Annotated in this window: 13 protein-coding genes; 4 read left to right on the forward strand and 9 right to left on the reverse strand. The window is 58.5% G+C overall.

The window, feature by feature from the left end:
- Window positions 1-4 precede the first annotated feature (4 nt).
- The gene (gene gyrB / locus OKW98_RS01960) at window positions 5-2,422 is read left to right on the forward strand and encodes a DNA topoisomerase (ATP-hydrolyzing) subunit B (protein WP_265387755.1); all 2,418 of its coding nucleotides are present in this window, start codon (window positions 5-7) and stop codon (window positions 2,420-2,422) included.
- Between the two features lie 65 nt (window positions 2,423-2,487).
- Here the strand turns inward: gyrB and OKW98_RS01965 are convergent, their stop codons facing one another.
- Both OKW98_RS01965 and OKW98_RS01970 read right to left on the reverse strand, forming a co-directional pair.
- Window positions 2,488-3,636, reverse strand: a complete 1,149-nt coding sequence (locus tag OKW98_RS01965) for an acyltransferase family protein (protein WP_265387756.1) — start codon at window positions 3,634-3,636, stop codon at window positions 2,488-2,490.
- Window positions 3,637-3,694: 58 nt separating this feature from the next.
- Complete coding sequence (locus OKW98_RS01970; RefSeq protein ID WP_265387757.1) at window positions 3,695-4,807, reverse strand: acyltransferase family protein; 1,113 nt, start codon at window positions 4,805-4,807, stop codon at window positions 3,695-3,697.
- A 341-nt stretch (window positions 4,808-5,148) separates the two neighbouring features.
- On the opposite strand from OKW98_RS01970, the gene OKW98_RS01975 reads away from it, so the two are divergent.
- Window positions 5,149-6,309, forward strand: coding sequence for an MFS transporter (locus OKW98_RS01975; protein ID WP_265387758.1), 1,161 nt, complete (start codon window positions 5,149-5,151; stop codon window positions 6,307-6,309).
- Between the two features lie 210 nt (window positions 6,310-6,519).
- Here OKW98_RS01975 and OKW98_RS01980 read toward each other — a convergent pair whose 3' ends face one another.
- From OKW98_RS01980 to glyQ, 4 genes are read right to left on the reverse strand one after another with little or no spacing between them, the layout of a single operon-like run.
- Window positions 6,520-7,290 carry a lysophospholipid acyltransferase family protein gene (locus tag OKW98_RS01980; protein ID WP_265387759.1) on the reverse strand — a complete coding sequence of 257 codons (771 nt, stop codon included), beginning with the start codon at window positions 7,288-7,290 and terminating at the stop codon, window positions 6,520-6,522.
- A gap of 59 nt (window positions 7,291-7,349) precedes the next feature.
- Entirely contained in the window at window positions 7,350-7,907 is a 558-nt protein-coding gene (gene gmhB / locus OKW98_RS01985) for a D-glycero-beta-D-manno-heptose 1,7-bisphosphate 7-phosphatase (protein WP_265387760.1), read from the reverse strand.
- An 11-nt stretch (window positions 7,908-7,918) separates the two neighbouring features.
- Window positions 7,919-9,973 carry a glycine--tRNA ligase subunit beta gene (gene glyS / locus OKW98_RS01990; protein ID WP_265387761.1) on the reverse strand — a complete coding sequence of 685 codons (2,055 nt, stop codon included), beginning with the start codon at window positions 9,971-9,973 and terminating at the stop codon, window positions 7,919-7,921.
- Entirely contained in the window at window positions 9,970-10,917 is a 948-nt protein-coding gene (gene glyQ / locus OKW98_RS01995; protein WP_065988033.1) for a glycine--tRNA ligase subunit alpha, read from the reverse strand. The genes glyS and glyQ overlap by 4 nt, the downstream gene beginning before the upstream one ends.
- Before the next feature lie 82 nt (window positions 10,918-10,999).
- Here glyQ and OKW98_RS02000 point away from each other — a divergent pair, with 82 nt between their 5' ends.
- Both OKW98_RS02000 and OKW98_RS02005 read left to right on the forward strand, forming a co-directional pair.
- Window positions 11,000-11,572, forward strand: coding sequence for a DNA-3-methyladenine glycosylase I (locus OKW98_RS02000; RefSeq protein WP_265387762.1), 573 nt, complete (start codon window positions 11,000-11,002; stop codon window positions 11,570-11,572).
- 39 nt (window positions 11,573-11,611) lie between these two features.
- Entirely contained in the window at window positions 11,612-12,499 is an 888-nt protein-coding gene (locus OKW98_RS02005) for a lysophospholipid acyltransferase (protein ID WP_122534273.1), read from the forward strand.
- A 142-nt stretch (window positions 12,500-12,641) separates the two neighbouring features.
- On the opposite strand, the gene trkA is transcribed toward OKW98_RS02005, so the two are convergent.
- The 3 genes from trkA to fmt form a co-directional block, all read right to left on the reverse strand.
- Complete coding sequence (gene trkA, locus OKW98_RS02010) at window positions 12,642-14,015, reverse strand: Trk system potassium transporter TrkA (protein ID WP_265387763.1); 1,374 nt, start codon at window positions 14,013-14,015, stop codon at window positions 12,642-12,644.
- A gap of 166 nt (window positions 14,016-14,181) precedes the next feature.
- Window positions 14,182-15,504, reverse strand: a complete 1,323-nt coding sequence (rsmB, locus tag OKW98_RS02015) for a 16S rRNA (cytosine(967)-C(5))-methyltransferase RsmB (protein WP_265387764.1) — start codon at window positions 15,502-15,504, stop codon at window positions 14,182-14,184.
- Window positions 15,501-16,460: a methionyl-tRNA formyltransferase gene (fmt, locus tag OKW98_RS02020; RefSeq protein WP_265387765.1), complete on the reverse strand. Its 960-nt coding sequence runs from the start codon at window positions 16,458-16,460 to the stop codon at window positions 15,501-15,503. Before fmt ends, rsmB begins: the two co-directional genes overlap by 4 nt.
- Window positions 16,461-16,549 lie beyond the last annotated feature (89 nt).

Consider the following 16,549-nt stretch of genomic DNA (forward strand, 5'->3'; position numbering starts at 1 on the left):
AGGCATGAGCGAAAACCAAACGTACGACTCGACCAGCATCAAAGTGCTGAAAGGGCTCGATGCCGTACGCAAGCGTCCTGGTATGTATATCGGCGACACAGACGACGGCAGCGGCCTTCACCACATGGTGTTTGAGGTTGTGGACAACTCGATCGACGAGGCGTTGGCTGGTCACTGTGATGACATCAGCATCATCATTCACCCGGATGAATCGATCACTGTTCGCGACAATGGTCGTGGCATTCCGGTTGATGTGCATAAAGAAGAAGGCGTTTCCGCAGCCGAAGTCATCATGACCGTGCTGCACGCCGGCGGTAAGTTTGACGACAACTCTTACAAGGTTTCTGGCGGTCTGCACGGTGTAGGCGTTTCAGTGGTCAACGCGCTGTCCGAGGTTCTGAACCTCACTGTGCGCCGCAGCGGAAAAGTCTGGGAACAGACGTACGTCCACGGTGTTCCACAAGAGCCGATGCAAATCGTTGGCGAAAGCGACACCACAGGCACCGAGATTCACTTCAAGCCTTCCGCTGAAACCTTCAAGAACATTCACTTCAGCTGGGACATCCTCGCCAAGCGGATTCGAGAACTGTCTTTCCTCAACTCCGGCGTGGGCATCGTTCTTAAAGACGAGCGCAGCGGCAAGGAAGAACTGTTCAAGTATGAGGGCGGTCTGCGGGCATTCGTTGAATACCTGAACACCAACAAGACGCCTGTGAATCAGGTCTTCCACTTCAACATTCAGCGTGAAGATGGCATCGGCGTTGAAATCGCTCTGCAGTGGAATGACAGCTTCAACGAGAACCTGTTGTGCTTCACTAACAACATTCCGCAGCGCGACGGTGGTACCCACCTCGTCGGCTTCCGTTCTGCGCTGACGCGTAACCTGAACAACTACATTGAGCAGGAAGGTCTGGCGAAGAAGCACAAGGTTGCCACCACCGGCGACGATGCGCGTGAAGGCCTTACAGCGATCATCTCCGTCAAGGTCCCTGATCCGAAGTTCAGCTCGCAGACGAAAGACAAACTGGTGTCTTCAGAAGTGAAGACCGCAGTTGAGCAGGAAATGGGCAAACACTTCTCCGACTTCCTGCTCGAGCATCCGAACGAAGCGAAAGCGGTTGTCGGCAAGATGATTGATGCAGCGCGTGCTCGTGAAGCTGCGCGTAAAGCACGTGAGATGACTCGTCGCAAAGGTGCACTTGATATCGCAGGCCTGCCGGGCAAACTGGCTGACTGCCAGGAGAAGGACCCAGCCCTATCCGAACTGTACCTTGTGGAAGGTGACTCTGCTGGCGGTTCCGCCAAGCAGGGACGCAACCGTAAGACTCAGGCCATCCTGCCACTCAAGGGCAAGATCCTGAACGTGGAGAAGGCGCGCTTCGACAAGATGATCTCGTCCCAGGAAGTGGGCACGTTGATCACGGCGCTGGGCTGCGGGATTGGCCGTGACGAGTACAACATCGAAAAGCTGCGCTATCACAACATCATCATCATGACCGATGCTGACGTCGACGGTTCGCACATCCGTACCTTGTTGCTGACCTTCTTCTTCCGTCAGTTGCCAGAGCTGGTCGAGCTTGGCTACATCTACATTGCCCAGCCGCCGTTGTATAAGGTGAAGAAAGGCAAGCAAGAGCAGTACATCAAAGACGACGAGGCCATGGAAGAGTACATGACCCAGTCGGCCCTTGAAGATGCGAGCCTGCACCTGAACGAATCGGCGCCTGGCATTTCCGGCGCAGCGCTGGAGAAACTGGTTCACGACTTCCGCATGGTCATGAAGACCCTGAAACGTCTGTCCCGTCTATACCCGCAAGAGCTGACCGAGCACTTCGTCTATCTGCCCGCTGTGCCTATGGAACAGCTATCGGATCATGCGGCCATGCAAGAGTGGCTGGCGAAGTTTGATGAACGCCTGCGCGTGGGTGAGAAGTCCGGCCTGGTCTACAAGGCCAGCTTGCGTGAAGACCGCGAGCGTAACGTGTGGCTGCCAGAGGTCGAGCTGATCTCACATGGTCTGTCCAACTACGTGACGTTCAACCGCGATTTCTTCGGCAGCAATGACTATAAAACAGTCACTGCGCTGGGTGCTCAGATCAGCACGCTGCTCGAAGAAGGCGCTTACGTTCAACGTGGCGAACGCAAGAAAGCGGTCAACGAGTTCAAGGAAGCACTGGCCTGGTTGATGGCAGAGAGCACTAAGCGTCACACGATTCAGCGCTACAAAGGTCTCGGTGAGATGAACCCGGATCAGTTGTGGGAAACCACAATGGACCCGAGCGTGCGACGCATGCTCAAGGTTACGATCGAAGACGCCATCGGCGCTGATCAGATCTTCAACACCTTGATGGGTGATGCAGTAGAACCGCGCCGCGACTTCATTGAAGCCAACGCACTGGCGGTATCAAACCTGGATTTCTAAGGTTCACCCGCTAACAAAACAGCCCCAACGATGCGAATCGATTGGGGCTGTTTTCGTTTAGGGATTCAGCTCACTGTTTTAATCGGACTGATCGGCGATGTGGCCCGCCCTCTCCTGCTCAGACGTTTACCCCATTCGATACCGCGCTGTTCAATGAGTCGATGGCTGGCCACAGATATACCCACAATGATGATCAACAGACCGACCAGCAGGAAGTTGTCAGCCACTCCGTTATGAAAGGAAAGCATCGGGCCTGGTGCCGCAGCAGCATAAGTGACGATGGTGTAGCCGGTGACTTTCCCTACAAGAAGCATGGCGAGGGTGAAGGCGAATAGAACCATCGCATGGGTCATGTAGATCGAGTAGGACAGCGTGCCCAGCTTCTCGAACGGGCGAGCCTTCAGCAAAGTGGAGATAACCCCTCCTTCAAAGGAGAAAATCAACATGAGCGCGCAGAAGCCCAACATCAGAATGATCTGCTTGTGATCGATGTTACTCACCAGCAAACCCACGGTTAGGCAAATCCCGACGACTTCCAGGACTGTGTGCAGCCAGTGCGCAATGCTCTTGTTGTGGATAACCTGATAGAGGTGATAGGTGATCACCCCGGCAAAGAAGCAGGACAAGCCCTGCAATGCGGGCTCCATCAGATAGCCAAATCCCAAGGACAAGCACGCCGTAGCCATCGACGAAATCATCAAAAATATTGGAGTGGCAATGCGCGGTGTACACAAGAGAATCCCCGCGAAGATCATGTAGATGTAGTACTCGACACTGATGCTCCACGCTGGAAAGTTGAACGATTGGGGATTGAATCCCGGCCACCAGGATTGCAACAGCATCAGGTTGGGGATGATTTCCTGGGGCGCGCGCTGTCCGGTGAAGCTGGGCTGATTGAACGCGATGCCGGCATGCTCAGCCCCAAGCTTCATCACCTCCAATGCGATGGCGAGCAGAAGCACAAAGATGTGCAGCGGATACAGCCGGAAGGTGCGTGTGATGAAGAACTGCTTGAACTGATCCGTCGTTGCCAAACGCTGTCCGTAGGTATGGACCATGACAAAGCCGCTCAGGACAAAGAAAAAGCTCACCAGATAATGGGCATTCCTGAAGAACGCCCATTCACCGAAGCTCTGTGGAATGTGGATGTGATAGACCGCAACGCTTAGTGCGCAGATGCCTCGGAAGCCGTCCAGCACTTGAAATCTCTTCATAGCAAACTCCCTGTTGAATCCATGCCGGACGCGTTTAGGTCCTCGGGTGCGCAGGTCGTCATGCGGCACCTCTCCCGGTGCTGGTCCGACGGTCTTTGATGTTCAGGCGACTGCGTAAAAACCCGGCAAGTCCACGGCGCCAGGCCATGGCTGGCTTCTCGATGACATGCCAAGAGAAGGTTGCTGCCAGTAGCACTAGTGGGAAGGCGAGCAGCATCATGCTGACAGGGCCGATGCCTTTGAACAGGTTGGCGAGGATTTCCTGAATCGGGAAGGCATAGATATAAACGCCGTACGAGTAATCACCCAGCTGGTTGTAACGGTCGATCGCGGGGTGGGTTGCAAACCCAAGGTAGAAAATCAGATACGTCCAGGCCAGCACGAAGCACTCGAAGAAATAGGGGGTGCGCCATGTGCAGGCGGCTAACGCGGCGAAAGGCAGGAAGCCGATAAATCGATGCTGGATGTGCTCACGATATCGGTAGAAGGACATGCCCAGCACAAACGGCAAGCTCCACGTGAAGAAAGACTCGACGCCGTAAAAGTCATTGAACAGAGCGCTGTTCAACATCAAGGCTTTGAAGGCGACGTACAGCGTCGCGTAAAACACTAGAAAGCCGGCAAATTGACGCCCTTTACTGTAGAAAGCGGATGCGCCAAGCGCGCTGACCAGGACGTAGAGGGCCACCTCAAAAAAGAGCGTCCATAGCGATCCGTTGATGCCTGGCCAAGGGTTGCTCTCGAACACGCCAGGCAGGTGGAACCTCATGCTGAACAGCGTCAAATTGTGGGTTAAATAACAGTATGTTTCACCTGAGCGGAAATATTCCGACGCACTCAGTGTCGTAAACAAGGGTCCGATCAGCAATACGCTGAGCAGCAGCACTAGGGTCAGTCCAGGGTAGATTCGCAAAAACCGAGCGGTGAAAAAATCCAGCGTGCTACCTGCGCGATCACGGCTAAGGGAGACAAAAAAGCCAGAGACGCAGAAGAACGTGATCACCGCCAGTTCACCAAGGGACAGGCCGATCCAGTTAGACAGTGGCTCGACCGCGTCAAGGCCGAGTGCAAGAGGATAACTGTGGGAGATCAGTACTGCGGTGGCGCCAATCATTCTGATCAGGTTGAAGTTGTTGTTTCGTCTGGACGCCAGGTCACCCAACGTATTCATACTGCCTCCGCAAGGGATCAGGGTCATATCGGTTCGGTCCATTCACCGCTGTGACGCTCACGCCGTCGAGGACGCGCAATATCGAGAGGGTTGAAAATGGTTTTGAGGTTGAACGATACGCTGGGTGTGCTACGCGTCTAATTGGCATCTCTAATCGGACTGCGGATAACCTGCGTGCTTTGTCAGCCAATAATTTGGCCCTGAAACCCGAACGATAGTTTTTGATAGGCGTGAGTGTTTCGTTGCGCCTGGATTGGCCGATGACCTTGAGAGAGCGCTTTGACACCCGCCGATTGCAACGTTGCATCAGGACAGATCTAAGACCAAGGAGCCTCAGTCATATGTCGATTCGCAAATACCAGAGAGTGCTGGCCATCCCCAGGGTGTTGCCTGCTACGTCGTTCATGTTTGTTGCAGGTCTACCACTGACCATCATGGGGCTCACGCTGAGCCTGCACGTACTCAACGAAATGGGCGGCAGTTATTTTGATGCGGGCGTGGTGGGGACAGCGACCGCCTTGGGTTTTGCCGTTGGCTCTCCCCTCCTCGGCCGAATGATTGACCGTCACGGCCTACGCCCTGTGGTGGCCGTGTGCGGGACACTGTCAACCATCGCCTGGATCCTTCTGCCGATGGTGAGCTACTGGCTCTATGTCCTTCTGGCTTTTGTGGCCGGCCTCTTTACGGTGCCGACGGGTTCACTCGCCAGACAGTTCGTCGCCAGTCTGGTGCCGGAGGATCAGCGCCGGCCTGCGTACTCGCTCAACATGATGCTCATGGAGCTCTCATTCGTCATTGGGCCCGCAACCGGCATCCTGTTGATAACCACTTATTCGGCGACTGCCACTCTGGCGGGCATCGGGCTCTGGCGTGCGCTCTCCTATGTCGTGCTCTATGTGTTGAACTGGCCGACGCGCAATCTGGACGAGGTCGCAGCGAATCCGGATCGGGTGCGACCCAAACTCCGCACCTGGATGAGCGGCCGTCTGCTGGCCGTCATGTTTGTCAGCGCCGGTGCCCTGTTCGTGCTGTACGGCACCGAGTTGGCACTGATTGCCGTGCTGCGCGCCAGTGATCAACTCGCCTTCACTGGATATGTCATCGCCGCCATGTCCATTGCGTCTATCGTGGGCGGGTATGTCCACGGTGTTGTCCACAGGTCGTGGTCGCAGATGAAACTCGCCTTGGCAATGAGCCTGCTGTTGCTGCCCGTGGTGTTCTTTGATGACGTCTGGTGGTGGTTGATGCTCGCGCTGTTGCCCACCAATCTGCTGTGCACGCCGACGCTGGCTGCAGGTTCGGAAGCGGTTGCCAAGCTGGCGCCTTCCAGCGTGAGAGGTGAAGTGATGGGGCTGCACGATTCGGCTTACCGAATAGGCCAGACGCTGTCCGCGCCCATTGTGGGATTCGCGATCGACAGCGTTTCCCCCGCCATGGGATTTGTCGCAGCAGCGTGCGGAGGGATTGTATTGGTCAGTATGGGGGCGCTGTGCAATCGGTGAATATCCGCGCCGGCCAGGACGGCTTGATCCATACCTCGGTCTTGGCTGCAGAGGCTCAAGACCGGTCTTTTCAGGTCATCGGCAGGCGATGGCAAAAAACTTATGCACGTTTTAGACGCCGTAAGCGTCGGAAGAAATAAGCATTTAAATTAACGAGTTAGCCGCTATTTTTTCGAATTTAAATTTATTCGTGCACAGGTTATCCACAATTCACGCCGGTGATTTCTCGGGAGCCGGCGCAGGCATTGCCGGCGATCCCAAGTCGCGCTGAGTTTGCTCGTTCCAGGCCGAAACCCGGTCGTTCAGCGCAGCGATTGCGCGAGGGCCGGTGCCCTCTGCGTACATCGGTTTGCCAATGACCACTTCGATCGTGCCCGACTTTTTACCCCAGCCCTCTTTCGGCCAATAGCGGCCGGCATTGTGGGAAATGGGTAGGACGGGCAAATCCGCGTTAACCGCCAGTGCTGAACCGCTGCGCGAGAACTTTCCAATCTGCCCGTAGGGTACGCGCGTGCCTTCAGGGAAGATCAGCACCCAGACGCGATCTTTGAGCAACTCATTACCCTTCTTCGCCACGACCTTCAGCGCCGCTTTGGGATTGTTGCGATCGATGGCGATCGGACGCAGCATCGCCATGGCCCAGCCGAAGAACGGCACGTAAAGCAATTCCCGCTTGAGCACTTGGCTCAAAGGCTGAAAATGGGCCGAGAGAAAAAACGTTTCCCACGTGCTCTGGTGATTGGAGACGATCACGCACGGAGTCTCGGGGATGTTTTCCTGGCCTGTGATGTTGACCTTGATGTTGAGGAACACGCGGGTCAGCCATAACGCGCAGCGGCACCAGTAAACATTGATGAAGCGATAACGTAGGCGGAACGGCAGGAAAGGTGCAATGAAGAAACTCAGCGAACACCACAGCAGGGCGGTAGTGCCCAGCAGCAGGTAAAAGAAGAAAATCCTGATGGCCTGCACAATCGACATAGCTGCTTTTACCGTTACGGGGACAATTGCCCGAAATTAAGCGAGCCGTTGAATAGCTCTTAGCCGTTCAACGGAGCGCTGTTGTGGATAAGTTCTGCGGCAACCGCCGCCAGATCGTCAAAAACCAACGTGCCTGCGGGTAATGCACCGCTTCGCGTCTTCTGACCTTTGCCGGTCATGACCAGAACAGGTTGTGAATCGACGGCCACCGCCGCCTCCAGGTCACCCTTGCTGTCGCCCACAAACCACACGCCGCGTAAATCGGCGGTGTAATGGCGAGCAATGGTCATCAGCATGCCTGGCTTTGGCTTGCGGCAATCGCAGCCGGCGTCCGGGCCGTGGGGGCAATAAACGACCAGTCCGACCTCTCCACCCTCCTCCGCCACGAGTTCACGCAAGCGTGCGTGCATGGCATCAAGGGTCGCGAGATCGTAGTAACCGCGAGCGATGCCGGACTGGTTAGTGGCGACTGCCACCGTCCAGCCGGCTTTACTCAGTTGCGCAATGGCCTCGATGGAGCCGGGAATTGGAACCCATTCGTCCACCGACTTGATGTACGCGTCGGAGTCCTGGTTGATCACCCCGTCCCGATCGAGAATCAGCAACTTCACTGGCATATGCTCCGCCGTCAGCTCAACAAGGAGATGTCGGCAACGCCGAGGAACAGATTGCGCAGGCGGGCGAGCAAGGCGTAACGGTTAGCACGCACGCTGACGTCTTCCGCGTTGACCATCACTGCCTCGAAAAACGCATCCACAGGCTCGCGAAGCGCCGCAAGACGCGTCAGCGCTTCGTTGTACTGACGGCTGGCGGACATCGGCGCTACCGCCTGATCTGCCTGCTGAATGGCCGAGTACAGCGAGAACTCGTTGGCGTTATCGAAGTACTTCGGCTCGACGGTCTGGGCCATGTTGCCATCCGCCTTGCTCAGCAGATTGGAAACCCGTTTGTTCACGGCAGCCAATGCAGCAGCTTCAGGCAGTTTGCGGAATGCTTGAACCGCCTGAACACGTTGATCGAAGTCCAGTGCCGAAGCGGGCTGCAACGCGCGCACCGACAGGTAGACAGAAACGTCGACGCCTTCGTCTTCATAACGCGCGCGCAGACGATCAAAGATGAATTCGAGCACTTGCTCCGGCAGACCGGCAGGCTTGATCTTCACACCGAACTGAGCGACGGCAAACTGCACGGTTTTGACCAGGTCCAGATCCAGCTTCTTCTCGATCAGGATGCGCAGGATGCCGAGCGCGGCGCGGCGCAATGCGTACGGGTCTTTGCTACCGGTCGGCAGCATGCCGATGCCGAAGATGCCCACGAGTGTGTCTAGCTTGTCGGCGATGGCGACTGCGGCGCCGGTCAACGTGCCTGGCAATTCAGCCCCAGCGCCGCGCGGCATGTACTGCTCATTCAACGCCAGTGCGACGTCTTCGGGTTCGCCGTCGGCCAGGGCGTAGTAGTAGCCTGCAACGCCCTGCATCTCGGGGAACTCGCCGACCATCTCGGTCGCCAGGTCGCACTTGGACAGCAGGCCTGCACGTGCAGCGCGTTGAGCATCGCCGCCAATGCGTGGCGCGATGAACGCAGCCAGCTTGGAAACGCGCTCAGCCTTGTCAAACACCGTGCCCAGTTGCGCCTGGAACACCACGTTCTGCAGGCGTTGGTTGAACGTCTCCAGCTTTTGCTTCTTGTCCTGCTTGAAGAAGAACTCGGCGTCGGTCAGACGCGGGCGAACCACTTTCTCGTTACCGTGGACGATCTGGGAGGGGTCCTTGCTGTCGATGTTCGCGACAGTAATGAAACGCGGCAGCAGCTTGCCTTCGGCATCCAGCAAGCAGAAGTACTTCTGGTTGTCCTGCATCGTGGTGATGAGGGCTTCCTGCGGCACTTCAAGGAAACGTTCCTCGAACGAGCACACCAGCGGCACTGGCCACTCGACCAGCGCAGTCACTTCGTCAAGCAATGCCGGCGGCACGATGGCGGTGCCTTCGTGTTGCGTAGCGAGCTCTTCGACGCGCTTGCTGATCAACTGACGACGCTCGTTGAAATCCGCGAGCACGTGGGCCGCGCGCAAGTCGCTGGCGTAATTGGCCGGCGCCGAAATGCGCACGTTGTCCGGATGATGGAAGCGATGACCACGGGATTCACGGCCAGACGTCTGGGCAAGAATGGTGCAGTCGACGACTTGATCGCCAAACAGCATGACCAGCCATTGAGTTGGACGTACGAACTCTTCCTTGCGAGCACCCCAGCGCATGCGCTTCGGGATCGGCAGGTCGTTCAGCGAGTCTTCGACGATGGTCGGCAGCAGACTCAACGTTGGCTTGCCAGGGATGCTCTGGCTGTAGCGCAACTTCGGGCCGCTCTGATCGATTTCGCTCAGGTCCACGCCGCACTTCTTGGCAAAGCCCAAGGCAGCCTGGGTCGGATTGCCCTCGGCATCGAACGCCGCCTGACGTGGCGGACCATCCAGGTTGACGCTGCGATCCGGCTGCTCGTTGGCGAGCTGAGTAATCAGCACAGCCAGACGGCGTGGCGCGGCATAGACCTGCTTGGCGCTGTAAGTCAGACCGGCAGCTTGCAGGCCTTTTTCGATACCGGCCATGAACGCATCGGCCAGGGTATTCAATGCTTTGGGTGGCAGTTCTTCAGTGCCCAGTTCAACCAGAAAATCTTGAGCACTCATTGCGCAGCCTCCAGCTTGGCCAACACTTCATCGCGAATATCGGGCGCGGCCATCGGGAAGCCGAGCTTGGCCCGGGCCATCAGGTACGCCTGGGCCACGGAGCGAGCCAGGGTGCGGACGCGCAGAATGTACTGCTGACGCGCCGTCACGGAAATCGCGCGGCGGGCATCCAGCAAGTTAAAGGTGTGAGAGGCCTTGAGGACCATTTCGTAGCTCGGCAATGGCAGCTCGACCTCGATCAGGCGCACGGCTTCGCTTTCATAGAAATCGAACAGCTCGAACAGCTTGTCGACGTTGGCGTGCTCAAAGTTGTAGGTCGATTGCTCCACTTCGTTCTGATGGAACACATCGCCGTAGGTGACTTTGCCGAACGGGCCGTCAGTCCAGACCAGGTCGTAGACCGACTCGACGCCTTGCAGGTACATCGCCAGACGCTCGAGGCCGTAGGTGATTTCGCCCGTGACCGGGTAGCACTCGATACCGCCGACTTGTTGGAAATAGGTGAATTGCGACACTTCCATGCCGTTCAGCCAGATCTCCCAACCCAGGCCCCAGGCGCCGAGGGTGGGTGATTCCCAGTTGTCTTCGACAAAGCGGACGTCGTGCACGAGCGGGTCAAGACCCACGTGCTTCAGCGAGCCAAGGTACAGCTCCTGGAAATTGTCCGGGTTGGGCTTGAGGACGACTTGGAATTGATAGTAGTGCTGCAGGCGATTCGGGTTCTCGCCATAACGGCCATCGGTAGGACGACGGCTCGGTTGTACGTAGGCGGCGTTCCAGGTTTCCGGGCCGATGGCGCGCAGAAACGTAGCGGTGTGGAAAGTGCCGGCGCCCACTTCCATATCGTAGGGCTGAAGTACCACACAACCTTGCTCAGCCCAGTATTGCTGGAGGGCGAGGATCAAGTCTTGGAAGGTACGCACGGCTGGCGTAGGCTGGCTCACGAAATTCACCTGTACTGGGGGGCTGCGATTTAAAGAGCGGGAGTATACCCGATTCGGCCGCGCCTCCACCCTTGGGAGCCCTATGCCACGCTGCTTTTGGTGCAACGAAGATCCGCTTTATATGGACTACCACGATCAAGAGTGGGGTGTGCCGTTGCGCGATGCGCAGATGCTGTTCGAGTTCCTGTTGCTCGAAGGGTTCCAGGCCGGACTGTCGTGGATCACCATCCTGAAAAAGCGTGAGCGCTACCGCGAAGTCATGTTTGGCTTCGACGTCCAGCGTATCGCCGCGATGACCGATGCTGAAATCGAAGCGCTGATGCTGGAGCCCGGCATTGTGCGTAACCGCCTCAAACTCAATGCTGCGCGCAAGAACGCCCTGGCCTGGTTGCGGCTGGAGGATCCGGTTGCGTTTGTCTGGTCCTTCGTCGGTGGCGAGCCGAAGGTCAATCACTTCAACGACCGCAGCGAAGTCCCGGCCATTACGCCAGAGGCCGAAGCGATGAGCAAAGCGCTGAAGAAAGCCGGCTTCACCTTCGTCGGCCCGACCATCTGTTACGCCTACATGCAGGCAACCGGAATGGTGATGGACCATACGGTTGACTGCGATCGATACGCCGAGCTGGTGGGTGATGTGAGTGAACGGCTCGCATGAATGGTTACAATGGCCGCCTCATGTATTCGGGAGTGATCTGTGGATAAGTTTAAAGGCGCCTTGATGGTGGGGGCATTGCGCCTGTTCGCCCTGTTGCCGTGGCGCGCAGTGCAATGGGTCGGCACCTGCATTGGTTGGCTGATGTGGAAGTTGCCTAACCGGTCCCGCGACGTCGCGCGCATCAACCTGTCCAAGTGTTTCCCCGAACTGAGCCCTGAAGAACTCGAAGCACTGGTCGGCCGCAGCCTGATGGACATCGGCAAGACCCTGACCGAAAGCGCCTGCGCGTGGATCTGGCCGGCGCAGAAGTCGATCAATCTGGTTCGCGAAGTCGAAGGGCTTCAGGTGCTGAAAGACGCCCTGGCATCGGGCAAGGGCGTGGTCGGTATCACCAGCCATCTGGGCAACTGGGAAGTGCTTAACCACTTTTATTGCAGCCAGTGCAAACCGATCATTTTCTACCGGCCGCCCAAGCTCAAGGCCGTGGACGATCTGCTGCGCAAGCAGCGCGTGCAGTTGGGTAATCGCGTGGCCGCGTCCACCAAGGAAGGCATTCTCAGCGTCATCAAGGAAGTGCGCAAAGGTGGCTCGGTCGGCATTCCGGCGGACCCGGAACCTGCTGAGTCGGCAGGGATATTCGTTCCTTTTTGCGGGACGATGGCGCTGACCAGCAAGTTCGTGCCGAACATGCTGGCGGGCGGCAAAGCCGTAGGTGTGTTTCTTCACGCGATGCGTCTGGAGGATGGCTCTGGCTACAAAGTCGTACTCGAAGCCGCGCCGGACGACATGTACAGCACCGACACCGCAACGTCGGCAGCGGCCATGAGCAAGGTGGTTGAAAAGTACGTGCGGGCCTATCCAAGCCAATACATGTGGACCATGAAGCGCTTCAAGAAACGCCCCGAAGGCGAGAAGCGCTGGTATTGATCAAACGCTGAGCCCAGCAGGCCAGCGATCACCTGTAGGAGCGCGCTTGCCCGCGAAAAATAGGTACATCCGACACCGCTATGTCAGGCCTACCATTTTTCGCGGGCAAGCGCGCTCCTACGTTAAAGGCGTCTGCCCAGAGTCAGAAAAAGCTCAATCCCACCTGAAACAACCGTTCCACGTCGCGGATGTACTTTTTATCCACAAGGAACATGACCACGTGATCGCCCGATTCGATTACCGTGTTGTCGTGGGCGATGATCACTTGGTCGGCGCGGGTAATGGCGCCGATGGTCGTGCCGGGCGGCAAGTTGATGTCCATGATGGCTTTGCCAATTACCTTGCTGGATTTGGCATCGCCATGGGCGACGATCTCGATGGCTTCCGCCGCCCCTCGACGCAATGAATGCACGCTGACGATATCGCCGCGCCGCACGTGGGCCAGCAACGTACCGATGGTGGCGAGCTGAGGGCTGACGGCGACATCAATCTCTCCCCCTTGCACCAGATCGACATACGCCGGGTTGTTGATGATCGTCATCACCTTCTTCGCGCCGAGACGTTTGGCCAGCAACGACGACATGATGTTCGCCTCATCGTCGTTGGTCAGCGCCAGAAAGAGGTCGGCGTTGTCGATGTTCTCTTCCACGAGCAGGTCGCGATCCGAAGAGCTGCCTTGCAGGATCAACGTGTTGTTGAGCGTGTCAGAGAGATGACGGCATCGGGCGGGGTTCATCTCGATGATCTTGACCTGATAGCGGTTCTCGATGGCTTCCGCCAGCCGCTCGCCGATTTGCCCGCCGCCAGCAATCACGATGCGCTTGTAGCTTTCATCCAGGCGACGCATCTCGCCCATGACGGCGCGAATATCCGCCTTGGCAGCGATGAAAAAGACCTCGTCGTCCGCCTCGATGACCGTATCGCCCTGAGGAATGATCGGACGGTCGCGACGGAAAATGGCCGCAACGCGGGTGTCCACATTCGGCATGTGCGTACGCAACTGGCGCAGTTGCTGCCCCACCAGAGGCCCGCCGTAGTAAGCCTTGACCGCCACCATCTGGACCTTGCCCCCGGCGAAGTCGATGACTTGCAGGGCGCTGGGGTATTCGATGAGACGTTTGATGTAATGGGTGACCACTTGCTCAGGGCTGATCAGCACGTCCACGGGAATGGCGCCGTTGGCGAACAGGCCTGAGCGGGTCAGGTACGCCGACTCGCGAACACGGGCAATCTTGGTCGGGGTCTGAAACAGCGTGTAAGCGACTTGGCAGGCGACCATGTTGGTCTCGTCGCTGCTGGTTACGGCCACCAGCATGTCGGCGTCGTCGGCGCCGGCCTGACGCAGCACGGTCGGAAATGAGCCGCGACCATGGACGGTACGGATATCGAGGCGATCACCCAACGCCCGCAGACGATCCTGGTCGGTGTCCACGACGGTGATGTCGTTCGCTTCGCTGGCCAGGTGCTCGGCCAGCGTGCCGCCGACCTGCCCTGCGCCGAGAATGATGATCTTCAATCAGTCTCTCCTTGAAATGATGATCGGGTCAGCTGCGTGTGCTGAGTGCCTGCGGCGTTTACGGACCTTAGAAGCCGGCTTGCTGGCGACCCCGCCAGATCAGCCCGTAGCGAGATGACTGATCTGCCCCATTCGCCAGCAAGCCGGCTCCCACCGGAGACAGGCATCAGACCGCCGCAGCAATCTTGATCAGTTTGGCGTAGTAAAACCCGTCATGCCCGCCTTCCTGCGCCAGCAACTGACGGCCATGGGGCTGCTTCAGACCGGGAGGCGGGTTGCCTTGCTGACCGGCAATGTCCAGCTCCCGAGCACCCGACGTACGCGCCAGGAATGCCGCGATGACTTCGGTGTTTTCAGTCTGCAGCGTCGAGCATGTGGCGTACAGCAACATCCCGCCGACCTGCAGCGTCGGCCACAGCGCGTCGAGCAATTCCCCTTGCAGCGCGGCGAGGGCGGGAATGTCATCTGCCTGACGTGTCAGCTTGATGTCGGGGTGGCGACGAATCACGCCAGTCGCCGAGCAAGGCGCGTCGAGCAGAATGCGCTGGAACGGTTTGCCGTCCCACCATAGATCGGTGGCGCGGGCGTCAGCGGCGATGAGTTCGGCACTCAGGCCCAGGCGATCGAGGTTCTCTTTGACGCGCACCATTCGCTTGGCTTCGAGATCCACCGCAACCACGCCCGCCAGGCCCGGCTCTACTTCCAGCAGATGGCAGGTCTTGCCGCCCGGCGCGCAACAGGCGTCCAGCACACGCTGACCCGGCGCCAACTCCAGCAAGTCGGCGGCCAGTTGCGCTGCCTCATCCTGAACGCTGATCCAGCCATCGGCGAACCCCGGCAGCGAACGAACATCGCCCGGTTCCGTGAGAACGATGCCGTCCTGGCTGAACGTGCAAGGCGTCGCGGCGATGCCTGCGTCCAGCAACAGCTGAAGGTACTGCTCGCGGGTTTTGTGCCGGCGGTTGACCCGCAAAATCATCGGCGGGTGGGCGTTGTTCGCCGCACAAATCGCTTCCCAATGCTCAGGCCACGCGGCTTTCAGCGCTTTTTGCAGCCAGCGTGGATGAGCAGTGCGCACCACCGGATCGTGTTCCAGCTCCGTCAGCAATGCCTTGCCTTCCCGTTGGGCTCGACGCAGCACGGCATTGAGCAACGCTTTTGCCCACGGCTTTTTCAGCTTATCGGCGCAGCCTACGGTCTCGCCAATAGCGGCATGGGCGGGGATGCGTGAATAGAACAGTTGATACAGACCCACCAGCAATAAAGCCTGCACGTCGTTATCAGCGGTTTTGAAAGGCTTCTGCAGCAGCTTGGCCGCCAGCGCGGACAGCCTTGGTTCCCAGCGCGCAGTGCCAAATGCCAGGTCCTGAGTCAGGCCGCGGTCGCGGTCTTCAACCTTGTCCAGTTGCGTGGGCAAGGAGCTGTTCAGCGATGCCTTGCCACTCAGTACGGCAGCCAGCGCCTTGGCTGCGGCCAGACGCGGGTTCATTGCGCCTCCACCGCTTGACCAAGAACGGTACCGACGGCGAATTTTTCGCGGCGGCTGTTGAACAGGTCAGCGAAGCCCAGAGGTTTGCCGCCCGGGAGTTGCAGACGGGTCAGACGCAGTGCGCCGTCCCCGCACGCGACCAGGAGGCCTTCTTTGCTCGCGTCGATGATGCTGCCGGGCGTGCCCTCCCCGTCGGCGATCTGCGCGGCCAGCACTTTCAGCGCTTCGCCGTTGAGCGTGGTGTGGCAAATCGGCCATGGGTTGAAGGCGCGTACCAGTCGCTCCAGCTCAACCGCCGGGCGGGTCCAGTCAATGCGTGCTTCATCTTTGTTCAGTTTGTGCGCATAGGTGGCGAGACTGTCGTCTTGTACTTCGCCAACCAGCGTGCCATCAGCCAGCCCGGCGATGGCTTGAATCACAGCAGTCGGGCCGAGCTCGGCAAGACGATCGTGCAGCTTACCGCCGGTGTCGTCGGCCGTGATAGGGGTCGTCACCTTGAGCAGCATCGGGCCGGTGTCCAGGCCCGCTTCCATGCGCATGACCGTCACCCCGGTTTCGGCATCGCCCGCCTGCACCGCGCGCTGAATCGGCGCAGCACCGCGCCAGCGTGGCAGCAACGAGGCATGGCTGTTGATGCAGCCGAGACGCGGAACATCCAACACGGTCTGCGGCAGGATCAGGCCATAGGCGACCACCACCAGCAGGTCCGGCCGCAACGCGGCCAGCTCGGCCTGGGCTTCGGGTGCGCGCAATGTAGGCGGCTGCATGACAGGAATGTTGTGCTGGAGGGCAAGCTGCTTGACCGGGCTCGGCATCAGCTTCTGACCACGACCGGCCGGGCGATCTGGCTGGGTGTACACCGCAATGACGTCGTGTGGACTGTCGAGCAGGGCTTTCAAATGCTCGGCGGCAAATTCCGGGGTGCCGGCGAACACGATGCGCAGTGGCTCAGTCATGGGCTTCTCTGTGAGGTATGACGATAGAAGCGCGAGTGCCCGCAGATAGCGTGGTGTCAGCCGACGAATGCATCAGAGGACAGGTCGCA

The organism is Pseudomonas sp. KU26590 (genome assembly GCF_026153515.1).
In the GTDB taxonomy this organism is placed as follows: domain Bacteria; phylum Pseudomonadota; class Gammaproteobacteria; order Pseudomonadales; family Pseudomonadaceae; genus Aquipseudomonas.